13 protein-coding genes are annotated in these 15,401 nt (G+C 39.4%); 8 read left to right on the top strand and 5 right to left on the bottom strand.

The window, feature by feature from the left end; translation table 11 throughout:
* The 4 genes from NOL38_RS03475 to mutY all read left to right on the top strand — a co-directional run bounded on the left by NOL38_RS03475 (window position 1) and on the right by mutY (window position 5,240).
* Entirely contained in the window at window positions 1-1,740 is a 1,740-nt protein-coding gene (locus NOL38_RS03475) for an ABC transporter ATP-binding protein (RefSeq protein WP_277941383.1), read from the top strand.
* A complete protein-coding gene (locus tag NOL38_RS03470; RefSeq protein ID WP_277941382.1) occupies window positions 1,727-3,469 on the top strand; it encodes an ABC transporter ATP-binding protein in 1,743 nt (580 codons plus the stop codon). Before NOL38_RS03475 ends, NOL38_RS03470 begins: the two co-directional genes overlap by 14 nt.
* Entirely contained in the window at window positions 3,453-3,845 is a 393-nt protein-coding gene (locus NOL38_RS03465) for a PaaI family thioesterase (protein WP_185731041.1), read from the top strand. The genes NOL38_RS03470 and NOL38_RS03465 overlap by 17 nt, the downstream gene beginning before the upstream one ends.
* Window positions 3,846-4,079: 234 nt before the next feature.
* Window positions 4,080-5,240, top strand: coding sequence for an A/G-specific adenine glycosylase (gene mutY / locus NOL38_RS03460; RefSeq protein ID WP_277941381.1), 1,161 nt, complete (start codon window positions 4,080-4,082; stop codon window positions 5,238-5,240).
* A 657-nt stretch (window positions 5,241-5,897) separates the two neighbouring features.
* Here mutY and NOL38_RS03455 read toward each other — a convergent pair.
* Window positions 5,898-6,698, bottom strand: a complete 801-nt coding sequence (locus NOL38_RS03455) for a helix-turn-helix domain-containing protein (RefSeq protein ID WP_024383594.1) — start codon at window positions 6,696-6,698, stop codon at window positions 5,898-5,900.
* Between the two features lie 130 nt (window positions 6,699-6,828).
* Here NOL38_RS03455 and NOL38_RS03450 point away from each other — a divergent pair, with 130 nt between their 5' ends.
* Together NOL38_RS03450 and NOL38_RS03445 are read left to right on the top strand one after the other, a co-directional pair.
* Window positions 6,829-7,299, top strand: coding sequence for a hypothetical protein (locus NOL38_RS03450; RefSeq protein WP_277941380.1), 471 nt, complete (start codon window positions 6,829-6,831; stop codon window positions 7,297-7,299).
* 19 nt (window positions 7,300-7,318) lie between these two features.
* A complete protein-coding gene (locus NOL38_RS03445; protein ID WP_024383424.1) occupies window positions 7,319-7,861 on the top strand; it encodes a hypothetical protein in 543 nt (180 codons plus the stop codon).
* A 173-nt stretch (window positions 7,862-8,034) separates the two neighbouring features.
* Here the strand turns inward: NOL38_RS03445 and NOL38_RS03440 are convergent, their stop codons facing one another.
* Window positions 8,035-8,271 (bottom strand): hypothetical protein, encoded by a 237-nt coding sequence (locus NOL38_RS03440; RefSeq protein ID WP_162564049.1) that lies wholly within the window; start codon window positions 8,269-8,271, stop codon window positions 8,035-8,037.
* Between the two features lie 263 nt (window positions 8,272-8,534).
* Between NOL38_RS03440 and NOL38_RS03435 the strand changes: the two genes are divergently transcribed.
* Window positions 8,535-9,815 (top strand): O-acetylhomoserine aminocarboxypropyltransferase/cysteine synthase family protein, encoded by a 1,281-nt coding sequence (locus tag NOL38_RS03435; RefSeq protein ID WP_277941379.1) that lies wholly within the window; start codon window positions 8,535-8,537, stop codon window positions 9,813-9,815.
* Between the two features lie 77 nt (window positions 9,816-9,892).
* Here NOL38_RS03435 and NOL38_RS03430 read toward each other — a convergent pair whose 3' ends face one another.
* Window positions 9,893-11,425, bottom strand: a complete 1,533-nt coding sequence (locus NOL38_RS03430) for an ATP-binding cassette domain-containing protein (protein ID WP_277941378.1) — start codon at window positions 11,423-11,425, stop codon at window positions 9,893-9,895.
* 299 nt (window positions 11,426-11,724) lie between these two features.
* Here NOL38_RS03430 and NOL38_RS03425 point away from each other — a divergent pair, with 299 nt between their 5' ends.
* Window positions 11,725-12,216, top strand: coding sequence for a GNAT family N-acetyltransferase (locus tag NOL38_RS03425; protein ID WP_277941377.1), 492 nt, complete (start codon window positions 11,725-11,727; stop codon window positions 12,214-12,216).
* A gap of 57 nt (window positions 12,217-12,273) precedes the next feature.
* On the opposite strand, the gene NOL38_RS03420 is transcribed toward NOL38_RS03425, so the two are convergent.
* Window positions 12,274-13,014 (bottom strand): amino acid ABC transporter ATP-binding protein, encoded by a 741-nt coding sequence (locus tag NOL38_RS03420; RefSeq protein ID WP_029173653.1) that lies wholly within the window; start codon window positions 13,012-13,014, stop codon window positions 12,274-12,276.
* Window positions 13,014-15,212: an ABC transporter substrate-binding protein/permease gene (locus tag NOL38_RS03415; protein WP_277941376.1), complete on the bottom strand. Its 2,199-nt coding sequence runs from the start codon at window positions 15,210-15,212 to the stop codon at window positions 13,014-13,016. The genes NOL38_RS03420 and NOL38_RS03415 overlap by 1 nt, the downstream gene beginning before the upstream one ends.
* Window positions 15,213-15,401 lie beyond the last annotated feature (189 nt).

The following is a 15,401-nucleotide window of genomic DNA, read 5'->3' as shown; positions in this document are numbered from 1 at the left end:
ATGAAATTTTTATCACGATATTTTAAGGACTATATTAAGGAATCCATATTAGGTCCAGTTTTTAAACTATTGGAAGCTTGTTTTGAGCTTTTGGTACCATTAATTATCGCCTATATCGTTGATACAATTATTCCAAATGGCAGCCAGGGAAACCTGGTTGCTATGCTTTTTTTACTGGTTGGTCTAGCATGTATTGGAATTATTGTTTCACTAATAGCGCAATATTATTCAGCTAAAGCAGCAGTTGGAGTGACTAAAGAGCTGACGAATGACTTGTATCAGAAGGTTCTTTCCCTTCCCAAGTCTAGCCGAGATATTCTTTCCTCATCCAGTTTGCTGACACGATTGACCAGCGACACTTTACAAATTCAAACGGGTATTAATACTTTTCTTCGTTTGTTTTTACGTGCTCCAATTGTCGTATTTGGTTCGCTCATCATGGCATTCTATATTAGCCCAAGTCTATCTGCCTATTTTCTAGGAATGATTATCCTATTGATTTTTATAGTGACAGTCATTTCTGTTATGACCAGCCGTATTTATCAATCAATGCGAAAAGAATTAGATGGTTTGGTGGGGCAGGTCCGTGAGACAGTGACTGGTTGGCGAGTGATTCGTGCATTTGGACAAAGAGAGCGGGAAATTAAGGCTTTTCAAGGCATAAATCAGATTTATAAGAAGCAACAATTGCAGGCTGGTTTTTGGTCTAGCCTTTTATCGCCATTGACATTTTTAGTGGTTAACGGAACCTTACTCATTCTCATCTGGCGGGGAAATATAGCCATTTCACACAATTTGTTGGAACAGGGGATGTTGGTCGCTCTTATCAACTACCTTCTTCAAATTTTAGTCGAATTGGTCAAGATGATTATGGTCGTGTCTACTCTCAATCAGACCTATATTTCAGCGCAACGTATTCAAGAGGTTTTTGACCAAACATCTGAGGATGTAGAGTCTAGTTTGCCAAAAGTGGTTAGTGAGGATAAGGAGATTATCTTTTCTGTGCGTCATCTTTCCTTTTCTTATCCAAAATCTGCTGAGGAGTCCCTGTCTGACATTGCTTTTGACTTACGTAAGGGACAGTTTATGGGAATTATCGGGGGAACTGGGTCAGGTAAGTCCACCCTAGTAGATATATTGCAGGCACTCTATTCAGTGTCAACAAATCAGCTCTCTCTCTTCATTGATGGAAAAAGTCCTAAGAATTTAAAAGAGTGGCGGCAGCAAATTGCCATTGTTCCGCAACAGGCTCAGCTTTTTGCTGGAACTATTCGTTCTAATTTATCTTTAGGATTGGAAGAAATATCTGATAGTGACCTATGGTCTGCTTTAGAAATTGCACAGGCTAAATCTTTCATAGAGGATAAAGGTGGTTTGGATAGCCCTGTCGAAGCCTTTGGGAAGAATTTTTCTGGTGGACAGCGTCAACGTTTGACCATTGCACGCGCTATTTTACAGAAAGCACCGATTTTAATCTTGGATGATGCGACCTCTGCTCTGGATTATTTGACGGAGAGTCGGTTATTAGTGGCTATTCGCCAGGAATTACCAGGTCAAAACTTAATCATGGTGTCACAAAGAACCAATAGTTTACGGACAGCTGATCAGATTTTAGTCTTGGAACAAGGGCGTCAAGTTGGACTTGGTCGCCATGAGGACTTGCTGAGAAGCTCTGCTATTTATCAAGAAATTCACCAATCGCAACAACAAGGAGAGGAGGATAGCTATGAGACAATCTAGTTTTAAGGAACTGGTCAGATTGGTTTTACACCAGCCCCTTCGAATGTCCTTGATGTTGGTGGGAACTTTGGTGCAAGTCCTTCTGACAGTTTATCTGCCTATCTTGATTGGTCAGGCAGTTGATGCAGTATTGATAGCAAATGGTCAGGTCTTGCTCGGTATCTTAGGCAAAATGGTGATGGTTATCTTGCTTAATACGCTGATGCAATGGTACTTACCTTTGGTAACCAATCGCTTGGTTTATGGAATGGTGGCCGACTTGCGTGAACAGGTCTATGTGAAGCTGCACCAGATGCCCCTATCTTATCTTGATCGTCATTCAGTTGGTGATTTAGTAGCTCGTTTTTCAAGTGATAGTGAGCAATTAACAAATGGTCTCTTGATGATTTTCAATCAATTTTTCATTGGTATCTTGACCATTTTCCTAACCATTTTCACTATGGCTAGGCTTGACTTGACGATGATGTTGCTGGTTGTGGCATTGACTCCAGTTTCTCTGCTTGTGGCACGCTATATCGCTAAGAAATCCTATGGTTATTATAGGCAACAGACTCAGGCACGTGGGAAGCAATCTCAGCTTTTGGAAGAATCCATCAGTCAATTGACACTGGTTCAATCTTTCAATGCTCAAGAGCAATTTGCGCATGGTTTTCAAGTTGTGAATGAACAGTATGCGACCTATTCCCAACAGGCCATCTTTGCCTCTTCAACGGTCAATCCAAGTACGCGGTTTATCAATGCTATTATTTATGCCCTACTAGCTGGACTTGGAGCGCTGAGAATTATGGCAGGAAATTTTACAGTGGGATCCCTGACAACTTTTCTCAATTATGCTAGTCAGTACAGCAAGCCTTTTAATGATATTTCCTCGGTCCTATCGGAATTGCAGAGCGCCTTAGCTTGTGCAGACAGGCTGTTTGCTATCTTGGCTCTAGGTAGCATTGACGATCAGGCTGAGCGGAAAATTGACTCTGAGGAGCTGAAGGGAGCTATTTGCTTCGAAAATGTGTCTTTCTCCTATAGATCTGACCGTTCTCTGATAGAACAGTTGAACATTGATGTCAAATCTGGACAAAAGGTAGCCATCGTTGGGCCGACGGGAGCAGGAAAATCTACCATGATAAACCTCCTCATGCGTTTCTACGATGTGACGGCTGGTCAGATTCTTTTAGATGGGGTTCCGATTAACCAGTACAGTCGTGAGGAACTTCGCAGACAGATTGGGATGGTTTTACAGGAGACATGGATCAAATCTGGTACCATTCATGATAATATTGCCTATGGCTATCCAAATGCTACGCGGGAATTGGTCATTGAGGCAGCTAAGGCAGCCAATGCAGACTTCTTTATTCGACAACTTCCGCAGGGTTACGATACGGTTTTGGCAGATGGAGGAGAAGGCTTATCCCAGGGACAACGTCAGCTTTTGTCTATTGCGCGTGTCTTTGTCAAGATACCTAAAATCCTGATTTTAGATGAGGCGACTTCCTCTATTGATACACGGACAGAAATTTTAGTACAGGAAGCATTTGCCAAATTGATGGAAGGACGGACCAGTTTTATTATTGCTCATCGCCTATCAACCATTCAATCAGCTGACTTGATTTTGGTCATGGTGGATGGAAAAATTGTTGAACAAGGGAATCATGAAGCGTTGATGGCTGAACAAGGCGTTTATTATCAAATGCAAACAAGTCAGCAGACAGAGGAGGATGAAAGTGTTAGATAAATTAAACTTACAACCGATTACGGTTTTAGATGACTATCAAGCTACAATGCTCAGTGAGAAAGAGGTGCTACTGACTACAAAGGTGACGGAAAAATCTCTCAATCCATACGGTATGGCACATGGAGGCTTCCTCTTTACTTTAGCAGATTCAGTAGCAGGATTGACAACAGTGGCAGGGGGTTCTTATTCTGTCACCCTGCAGTCCAATATCCATTATATGAAGGCGGCAAAACTTGGTGATACCTTATCAGTAATAGGCTCTTGCACACATGATGGAAGTAGAACAAAGGTCGTTGAAGTGAAGATAGAAAATCAAGATAAACAGTTACTTGCTTCAGCAAGCTTTACCATGTTTGTAACAGGTAAAGTAGAATAATACTCAACGAACATCAAAAACAAACAGTCTTGGCTAGATTGAGAGAAAAAAACTTCGTTCGCTCTATTTCCAACCTCCCAAGTTTCCCAAAACCTTTGTAGAAACGAACTTCGTTCGCTCTATCTCCAACCTCCAAAGGTTCCCTAAACCTTTGGAGCTAGTTTGATTTTGATTATAAACGATATAAGGGAGTTGGCTAAAGCTGGCTCCCTTTCTTTGTGTTATACTAGATGTATGTTAGATTTGAAAGAATATGGAATCGAAATGTGGCCGGAGGAAAAGATTCAAGCTTTTCGCAAGGCACTCTTAGATTGGTATGATGCCAATAAACGTGATTTGCCTTGGAGACGGACCAAGGATCCGTATGCTATATGGGTTTCTGAAATCATGCTTCAACAGACAAGAGTAGACACGGTCATTCCTTATTATGAACGTTTTCTCCATCACTTGCCTACGATTAGTGATTTAGCACAAGCACCAGAGGAGGTCATTCTCAAACTCTGGGAGGGATTGGGCTATTATTCGCGCGTGCGGAATATGCAAAAGGCTGCGCAGCAAATGGTAGAAGATTTTGATGGGCAATTTCCGACCACGCATGCAGCCATTTCAAGCCTAAAGGGTATTGGTCCCTATACTGCTGGAGCAATTTCCAGTATTGCTTTTAATTTGCCAGAACCAGCGGTAGATGGCAATGTGATGCGGGTTCTCAGTCGCTTGTTTGAGGTTGATTATGACATTGGTCTTCCTGCCAATCGCAAGATTTTCCAAGCGATGATGGAGCTATTGATTGATCCAGAGCGACCGGGCGATTTCAACCAAGCCCTGATGGATCTAGGGTCGGATATTGAATCGCCAGCTAATCCACGTCCCCAGGACAGCCCAGTCAAAGCCTTTAGCGCAGCCTACTTAAACGGTACAATGGATAAGTATCCAATCAAAGCACCAAAGAAAAAGCCGATTCCCGTGGCCTACCAAGGATTTCTAATCAGGAATAAAGACAATCAATTTTTATTGGAAAAAAATAATGAAGCAGGTCTTCTTTCAGGTTTCTGGTCTTTTCCGCTTTTGGAAAAAGGAGCAATCGTTGACAAACAAGTCTCTCTTTTTGAAGTTGCAGAAGAAGTTGTTCAGCCAGATATTCGGCAGAGCTTTACGGAACTTTATGGTCTGACTGTTGATTGGCAAGAGCAAGAATTTGGCATCGTCCAGCACATTTTTAGTCACCGCAAATGGCAGATAGAAATGGTAGAAGGTGTGGCAGAAACACTTAACCTTCCAGAATCAAAAGAATTGAAATGGGTTTCTGTAGAAGATTTTCCTACCTACCCATTTGCTAAGCCGCAACAAAAAATGTGGGAAAACTTTATCAAGGAAAAAGAAAAGCAAAAAAGTTGACTTTGGAGCACATAATTATTTGAAAGCGTTTTACAATAGTGGTATAATCTAATTGAAAAAAGGAAATAGTTAGTTAAGATGTTGAACGCCATCTGAATTGCTGAAAGGAGTTCTTTAGCGTTCGTAGAAGTGTATATACTATTAGCCATCTTTCTCTAATAAAAAGAGAGGGATGCTAGTAGGGGAAAAGTCCGTTATCCCTGTTTTATATCTATTTGTGATATCCATTGTCAAATGCATAGCATTAACTCATTATTTAGCCTTGCTACCCGGTTCAATCAGAAGTAGGCTAAGATTATTCGTGTCGTAACTACTATGTGTTCAAGATGTTGTAACTTTTGAACATAACCTTAGAAAATCACAAAAACCTCTAGCGATTTTCATCATAATAAGCAATCTCCACACTTTAGACAAATAGTAAGAGGACAATCAAAGACATAAGGGTAGCAGAATAATTATTTAATCATTAACTTGTTGTCAAATAACTATCTGGTAATGGACTTTTCCAATTTGACATATAAAAAGGAGGCCGTCATAGCCTCCTTTTACTGTGCTTTTCAGTTTGTTTTCAGTAGGAAAAAACTCCAGCTATACGAACAGACTTTCCAAAACTAGATGGTGTAGCCAATATAACTAGTGATTAACTAGGCTTAGAAATCAATCTGGACTATAAATATCTACAACTTGACCAATAGGTCGAATATCGTCTTCTGGGCTAAAATAGATATCATCATAGTCAGAATTGAGTGATTGCAAATAGTCACCTTTGAACTTTTTAACAAAATTTTCCCCATTGACTGAGAAAATTCCAATCGTATTTAGAGGAATATGAGGAGTTAGGCGAATGAAGAGATAGTCTCCATCCTCGATATGCGGAGCCATAGAATCTCCCACAACCTGAGCGATTGTATCATAAGATTGGTTATCTGGAATCTCATCGTTATAGAATGATACAAGATTGTTCATATCTGTATCCTGCCAGTAACCTGTACCGGCAGAAACCTTACCAGGAACAGGTAATTCGATTCGCTCCCGATAGTCATCCAAGTGAAGAATAGAAGCAGAAGGAGTAACTGAGGCAGTTTGCATAGCTGCTAACTGTTCTTGACCAAAAGTTAACCATTGTGCATGGAAATCACCTTTTAATTCATTGTCCAAGGTTTGAACCTCTGGATGAATAGGCTGTTGAAAGAGTTTAAACTGGGAAGGAGTAATCGTTAAAGCAATATCCTGATTAGAATCTAGTTGCTCGATTAGCTCACCAACCGATATAGCCATGCCCTTAGCGACTTTTTCTAGCGTATCCATCGTTGGCAGGAGAGCTTTTTTGGTTTTGGGATGCTGGTTCTTTTCCAACATAGAAATATAACCTTTTGTTAAACCAGATAATTCAGCGAATTTATCCATTGATAATTTATTCTTGCTTCGGTACTCTTTTAAAATATCACCTAAAATCATGGTTGTCTCCTTATCTGTTTAACTAATTATACCATTAAAAAATATTTTTTGCAAATTTTGTTTAACACGTTTGACAAAAAATCAAAACGGTGTTATGATAATCTCACAAAAAGAAAAATAGGAGTCGCAAATGAAAAGGATGACAGAGATTTCTTGGAATGATATTTATAAAGAGTGGGAAACCTATGCTAATCATTTTGGTTTGACGACTCCGATAAATACTAAAAAATTGCGAGATCAGAAATCGAAGGATTTTGGAAAAGGAAGTCTAATTACGCTGGACTTATTAGCCGATTACGATACTGATTCTGAGAAGACCGCAGCTATTTGGGTAGCTTCGTTTTGTAGAGATTTAATACAAGATTACGCATATTTACTAAATGGTAGAGCCTATCTTACAGTCGATCAGATTTATTTTCAGGCACTCAAACAATTCCAGTCAGAAGCGGTAATATGGTCAAAACCTCTCACACGATTGCAACCGAAGTTATTTGTATCTTATCGTTTGTTGGAAAATCTTGATTTGAGTCATTATTCTTGTGTAGTTGAGTTAGCAATGTTGCAGGCTAGTATGGTTCGGACACAGATATTAGAAAAGTAATTATAGTAGGAGAATGACAATGTTTAATTTGTTGAATAAGAAAGCTGAAGTATCGAAAGTTGCAGAGTATTGGAATGATACTTTGATAGAAAGAGGAATTTTGAGCGCTGATGAATTGCTTGAAGGAAAATGCTGGAGATGTAAAAGTTCTCATGGTGTAGCAGTGTGTCAGATTGTATCAAGCAAATGGAGCAAGGATACGAGCCTGGCTAATCAGATGGTCCTATGTCTATCCTGTCAGCATGAAAAACCTAATGTAGCTGATACAGAAATTGTGTGGCAATGGTTAGAAGTTGAGAATAATGAACGTTACTGGACTCTACAAGGTATGGCAGAATATGAGAAAATGTATAAAAAATCGGTACTTCAAGAGTTATGGGATATGGGAATTAGAGATGGTGAAGAAGTCGAGACGCTTGTAAATAAAGTAACTAGCCTTTCTCGTAAGAATGATATTGTTTTAAATAGAGCAACCTTAGCAGGATTATTTCGCTGTGAAATCGAACAAATGCGTCGAAAGGCATTTCTAAATTGGACAGGAATTTTTAAGCTAGTCAGTTAACTGATGCAGTTGTAGGAAAACATCTCATGCTGATTGGAGTAACATATAAATAAAAAGCGCATCAGCTTAGAATCTTAAAGAAAGAAGTCTAATGATGCGTTTATAGGATTATATTTTAGCTAATAAAAATTGGAGTGAATGTTTTTGAATTATAGCTATTGAAATCAGGGAGGTTATTCGATGTTAGAAATAAAACGATTCTCCTTTCTAGAAAATCGGTAACCGCAATGTTGACAATGATAATAAGTCCGATCAGCTTCATAGAGCATTGCAAACATAGCTCCCTCTATGCCATTGATTGCATGACCAATCATACCGGCTTTACGAGAATATCTTTTTTGTGTTGGAACGTAAGTTTGCAGTTTTATTGACTTACATTTTGGACATTTGAGCGCTTGTTTAGTGTCCATATTATTAGGATGGCATCTGCGATAGATGCTATAAGAGATTATTAGTACTATGAGGATAATCGGACCGATATATTCTATTAAGGTATTCATAATCTTATTGTAAATCTTGTCCTTATTTTATTCAAGGAAAATGAATATTATTTTTTCTAAAATAACGGATCCTATGGCTATAGTTGTTAACTATACATATCTCTAATGTTTAAGTATTAGTCAAGATGGTAAAAATGAGGTAGAATACAGAAAAAGACCAAAGGAGTACCTTTATGACTAGAGAATTTTCATTTGAAACCCTTCAACTCCATGCTGGACAAGAAGTTGATTCTGCTTCAAAATCACGTGCAGTACCCATCTATCAAACCACTTCCTATGTTTTTGAAGATGCTCAAGAAGCAGAAGATTTATTTGCCTTGCGTAAATCAGGGAATATCTATACTCGTATCACTAATCCGACGGTCTCTACTTTTGAAAATCGTGTAGCAGCTTTAGAAGGTGGTATTGGTGCCTTGGCCACTTCTTCAGGAATGGCAGCCATCACATACACTATTCTAGCATTAGCGCATGCTGGTGATCACATTGTGGCGGCAACGACACTCTATGGTGGGACTTTTAACCTATTCAAAGAAACCCTTCCTCGCTATGGTATTACAACAAGCTTTGTAGATATTGATGATTTTGAAGCGGTAGAAGCTGCGATTAAAGATAATACAAAACTGGTATTTATTGAAACCTTGGGAAATCCTGTTATCAATATTCCTGATCTTGAAAAATTGGCAGAAATTGCACACAACCACCACATCCCGCTTGTTTCAGATAATACCTTCGCAACTCCATATTTGATTAATGTATTTTCTCATGGTGTTGATATTGCCGTCCATTCAGCAACCAAGTTTATCGGTGGGCATGGTACGACCATTGGCGGTGTGATTGTCGATAGTGGCAAGTTTGATTGGGCGGCATCTGGTAAGTTTACGCAATTTGTTGAAGAAGATCCAAGCTATCATAACATTAGTTATACTCGTGATATTGGTGCTGCAGCATTTATTGTAGCAGTTCGTGTACAATTACTTCGTGATACAGGTGCTGCGCTTTCTCCATTCAACGCCTTTTTGCTTTTGCAAGGGTTAGAAACCTTGTCTCTCCGTGTAGAGCGTCATGTATCTAATGCTGAAAAAATTGTTGACTTTTTACTTAGCCATCCTCAGGTAGAGTCGGTCAATTATCCATCACTCCCAGATAGTCCTTATAAGCCTTTGGCGGATAAGTACCTGCCTAAGGGAGTTGGCTCTATTTTCTCTTTCCAAGTAAAAGGCGGAGCAGAAGAGGCGCGTAAGGTTATTGATAGTTTGGAAATCTTTTCCAATTTAGCAAACGTTGCCGATGCTAAATCACTAGTAGTTCATCCAGCTACAACCACGCATGCTCAGTTAGCTCCGGAAGATTTACTTGCTGCTGGGGTCACACCAAATCAAATCCGCCTATCTGTTGGTCTTGAAAATATCAATGATTTGATTGAAGATCTGCAACTTGCTCTTGATAAATTATAGGTTGTGAATCGAATAGCATGGCTTCATTCTTTATGAATAAATAAAAGGAAATTTGGCGTGTGTGCCATTTTCCTTTTTTATATCTGTTCCAGTTCTTCCAGTCCATTCTCAGTTAGTCGGTAGATTCTTTGACAAACTCCTTTCAAAAAGCGTCTGTCGTGTGATACGCATACCAAACCACCTGGATAATCGGCAAATAGTTGACGAATATATGGCTGAGAAGTGGGAGAGAAGTTTCGACTGGGTTCATCTAATAAGAGAAAATTGGCTTGTTCAAGAACCATTTTTAACAAGAGTAACTTGGCTTTTTGTCCCCCCGAAAGTTCACAGATCTTGTGATGAACTTCTTGTCGTGTAAACTGCAGGCTAGCTAGATGGGTCAAGATAAGTTGTTCCTGTTCACGATTGCCATTTTCTAATAAAAAATCAAGAGGAGTTTTAGACTCATCAAGGACTTCTGTATAGTGCTGGGGCATGTAGCCCAAGTTTATATCCGCTCGTTGCCTGAGTTTCTGATAGACTATCTTTAGAAAACTGGATTTACCAATTCCATTCGGGCCAATGATACCAATCTTATCTTGCCCATTTATGTTGAAATGGATGTTTTGAATGAGTAGTCGCTCGTCAACCTTTAATTGAAAGTTTTCTAAGTGAAGCACTTGTTTTCTAGCTGCTAGTGGTGAAATATCTGAGAAGAAGAGGGAAATGGCATCTTCATGAAAAGGAACTTTTGTGAGATTTTCCCTCATTTTTTCATAGCGTTTTTCACGTGAGAGAACATTTTTCATTTTCTTGGCTATGAGCCGTCCTAGTGTGGCATCATGGGTGTTGAGCAAGGTATGACGAACCTGTGATTTTTGCCGTAGGTGCTTATTCATAGCTTTGTCAAATTCTTTTTTGTCGTTCCGAGCTTGTTGGACCTGCTTCTGATAGGCTTGTTGGCGCTGTTGAGCATAATCGCTGTAATTCAGTTCTTGAACAGTTGTTTTAGCCAGCGTTTTCTTCTTAACAGATTCTAGGTGAATGATTTTTGTAGCTGTTTTGCTGAGGAAATCTTCATCGTGAGAAACAAATATGATGGTCTTTGGGCTCGTGAGGATATAGTTTTCTAACCAAAGTAAGGTATCCAAATCTAAATCATTAGATGGTTCATCTAGAAAAATAATATCAGATGGAGTTGCTAGAGATTTGATTAACTGAATTTTTAATTTTTCGCCACCTGACAGGCTTCCAATCAATTGTTGACTGGCAAATCGCTCGCTGTCAAACTGGAGCTGGTCAGCATAGAGGTAGAGTAGACCGAAATCAATATCACTGTCCATATCTCCGAAGAAGTAGTCGTTCAAGGTCAGCTCTGCTATTTCCAGTGGAAGACTTTGGGGAATATAGACTGGTGAGCAAAAATTTCGTTGTATATTGCCTGATAGGAGTAGGTAGTCTGTGACAAGAGTTGCATCCATCAAGGTTAGTAGTAGGCTGGATTTGCCATTTCCTTCTTCCCCGATGATGGCTATTTTATCGCCAGGGTTGACAATGAGGTTTAGATCATGAACCAGATTTCTCAAATCTTTTTGATGATCGAGAGATAAATGTTGAGTGCTTAGTAGCATAAGGCCTCCTTTACAAGAAAAAACACACTACCTATTTAGTAGTGTGTCGAAATCTGCTCAAAAAGACCCTATTCCATGGAACAGAGAAACAGAAAAATGGACGCAAGAAAACTACTAAATAAGCATAAAACTTAGTTTGAGTTTACTTGTTATTGTCCATTTCTCCTTACCTCGCATACTTTATTTATTTTAATATAGCATATCGGAAGAAGCTTGTCAATCAGCGTGCTATAATATTCATAGATTTCGATAGAGATATATGTTAAAATGAACTTATTGTAAATGAGAGAGGATCCGAAATGGCAATCACTGGAATTGAGCAAGCAGATATTTTAGAAATAGACAAACAAGTCCGTTTACGTCGGTATGATGGTCAGCATGATTTTGCTTTTGAATGGCACCAAGATCTAGAATTGGTCTGGCTGATTGATGGTGATCAAGAACGTTATAGTCTTGACTTGCTCAATCGTATGTATGATTATTTGTCTAAAAATGGCGAATGTTACTTTATTGAAATTTTTGAAGACAATCAGTTTATCCCAATTGGTGATGTGACACTGTTTGCAGATGATTTTGCCATTGCCATTGGAGATAAGCGGTATTGGAAAAAGGGAATTGGGACTAAGGTGTTACATCGAATGATCGAGCGTGCAAGGGAAGTGGGTCTTGTGGAAATACTTGTAGAAGAAATATATGACTGGAATACGGGCTCCCGTAAACTATTTGAGAAATGTGGCTTTGAAGCTGTTGAAAAGACAAAGAAAGGTTGGTCCTATAAGATGATATTGTAAATTAATTTTGAGATACCAAAAAAGCCTTGACTGCTAGTCAAAGGCTTTTCGTTTAGCTTAGACGTTCAAGACCTTATCAAGGAAGTCTTGTAAACGTGGATGTTGTGGGTTATCAAAGATTTGCTCTGGTGTACCATCTTCAAGGAACTCACCGCCATCAGTGAAGATAACGCGATTAGCAACCTTGCGGGCAAAGCCCATCTCGTGTGTGACGATTAACATGGTCATACCTTGCTCAGCCAAGTCTTTCATAACGTTGAGTACATCGCCAACCATTTCAGGGTCAAGGGCAGAAGTTGGTTCGTCGAAGAGCATGATGTCTGGGTTCATAGCGAGGGCACGAGCGATGGCAACACGTTGCTTCTGACCACCTGAAAGGCTGTCTGGCATAGCGTCGCGTTTGTCTGCCAATCCAACTTTTTCCAATAATTCCATGCCGACTTTTTCAGCTTCAGACTTGTCCATCAATTTGTGTTCGATTGGCGCAAATGTGATATTGTCAAGTACAGACATATGAGGGAAGAGGTTGAAGTGTTGGAATACCATTCCGACATTGGCACGGAAGGCATCAACATCTGTCTTAGGATCGGTTAAGTCATATCCATCGACTGTTACTTGACCACTTGTAATGGTTTCAAGTAAGTTCATTGTACGAAGGAAGGTCGATTTACCTGAACCAGAAGGACCGATGATACAAACAACATCGCCTTCATAGAACTTAGCAGTAATACCTTTGAGGACCTCGTTTTTACCATAAGACTTGTGTAAGTCATGGACGTTGATTTTTAATTGAGCCATTATTTGCCTCCTTTTTCGAGTTTGCGTGCTAAGCGAGTCAAGAGTGTGATAACTACCAAGTAAATGATGGCAAGAATTGCATACATACGGAAGGATTGGTAGTTACGTGCAATAATGATTTTACCTGCTTGGAAGAGTTCGACCAAACCAATCGCAGAAATGATAGTAGTATCTTTCAGAGTAATAACAAACTGGTTGATAAAGTTAGGTAACATAATTTTACCAGCTTGAGGTAGGATAATCTTACGCATGGTTGTTCCGTAGGAAATACCCAAACTGCGAGATGCTTCCATCTGACCAGCTGGAACTGCCTGAATACCGCCACGAACAATCTCAGCAATATAGGCACCGGAGTTGAGGGATAGGGCGATCGTACCAGCGACAAAGTCATTGATTGGAGATTGTTGACCAGTAATAGATTCGATTAAGTTTGGAATACCCCAGAAGATGAATGCAGCGACAATCATGAGCGGAATACCACGAACAACATCTACAAAAACAGATGAAGTAACACGGAGTGCTTTAACTGGGCTGACAGCAAACATACCGAAGATAATACCAATCACAATTGCAATAGCAAACGATAGAAGGGCAAGTCCAATTGTGATACCAAGACCTGAGAGCAACTGACCGTAGTTGTTTTTCAAAAGACCAACAATCGTTGTCTCATCAACAGTTGAAGTCGATTTGCTTGCTTCTTCAGTTGAGTTGAAATACTTATTAAGGATTTCATCATACTTGCCTGATTCAACTAGGGCAGCTAAGCCGTTGTTAAACATTTCAATTAATTCTGGGTTGGCACCTTTTTTAACGGCAAATCCGTACTCACCTGATTTTTCGCCAGGAATTGGTGTTGAAAAGTTGCGACCTTGTTGGATGGCATATAGAAGAACCGCTTCGTCATCCATAAGAGCATCAATAGAACCAGAGTTTAAACTGTCATACATACTTGAAGCTTCGTCGAAGGCTTTTAGGGTGTAACCATATTTTGCCTTGTTTTCTTCTAAGAAACTATATGAAGCAGTACCATTTTTAGCTCCAACAGTTTTCCCTTTTAAGTCTTCGTAAGAAGCGATGTCGCTACCATTTTTAACAGCTAATAGGATGTTTGAAGTATAGTAGGCGTTTGAGAAGTCAAAGATTTCCTTACGAGCATCTGTGATAGACATACCGGCAATAACTGCATCAGCTTGTCCAGCTTGAACAGCATTTAGTGCAGCGTCGAAACCAGGGTTTTGAATGGTAATGGTAAATCCTTGGTTTTCAGCGATTGCTTTGATTAATTCCATATCGATTCCGACATAGTTACCTGATTCATCTTGGTATTCAAATGGAGCAAAAGAAGAATCTGCCACAATTGTGTAGCTTGATTTGACAGGTGTTGCTTTAGCTGATGCGTTTCCTGTCAAGCTTAAACGTGAAGAGTAGTCAGTAGTTTCAGCAGAAGCAGTAGATGAACCCAACCATTTATTCATAATTTCTTCGTAAGTGCCATCTTCTTTCATGGCAGCAAGTGCTTTGTTGAAGTCTTCTACGAGGTACTCATATTGGCTACCTTTTTTAACTGAGAAACCAAATGAACCGATTGCTTCGCCATCGATGTCAATGCTAAGGTCTTGACCTTGTTGGATAGCGTATTGAATAACTGCTTCGTCATCCATAACAGCATCAACAGCACCAGCAGAAAGGCTATTATACATCAAATCGCCAGTATCAAAAGTTTTTACGTTGTATCCGTACTTGTCTTTGTTTTCATCTAGGAAGTTTTGGGCTGCGGTACCGTTTTTGACACCGACAGTCTTGCCTTTAAGGTCCTTATATGAAGAGATGGTATTTGCCTTTGTGGTAGCGATAACGATTTTGGTGTCGAAGTAAGGGTCTGAGAAAGTAAATACTTTCTTACGCGCTTCGGTGATAGTTGTACCTGCCATCAAAGCATCTGCAGAACCTGATTGAACTGCATTAACCGCAGCGTCAAATCCTGGGAAGCTTTGATTCATGGTCCAACCTGAGCGCTTGGCTACTTCGTTGATGATGTCAACATCTAATCCTTTATAAATTTGATCTGAGTCTTTAAACTCGAATGGGGCGTAAGCATTGTCAAATACGATATCAATAGTATCGTCAGCTTTAACGCCAGTAAAAATAAAGAATACAGGCAAAATGCTTGCCAATAACATGAGTAATTTTTTCTTCATTTCCATACTCCTTCTATTATAAAATAACTGTCCTAGTATATCATATTCTGAAAATTAATGCAAAATCAAGGTTTTTATAATGTTAGAATTTCTGACATGCAAAGTCATTAAAATGTGAGAAAATTTAATATTTTGGACATAGTTGTGAATGGTTTAGAATGTTTCTCCATTAGTCGAACTTATGATAAA

The sequence above is a fragment of the Streptococcus suis genome (assembly GCF_029616525.1).
GTDB lineage: Bacteria > Bacillota > Bacilli > Lactobacillales > Streptococcaceae > Streptococcus > Streptococcus suis_AF.
This window is presented reverse-complemented; position numbering and strand designations above follow the sequence as displayed.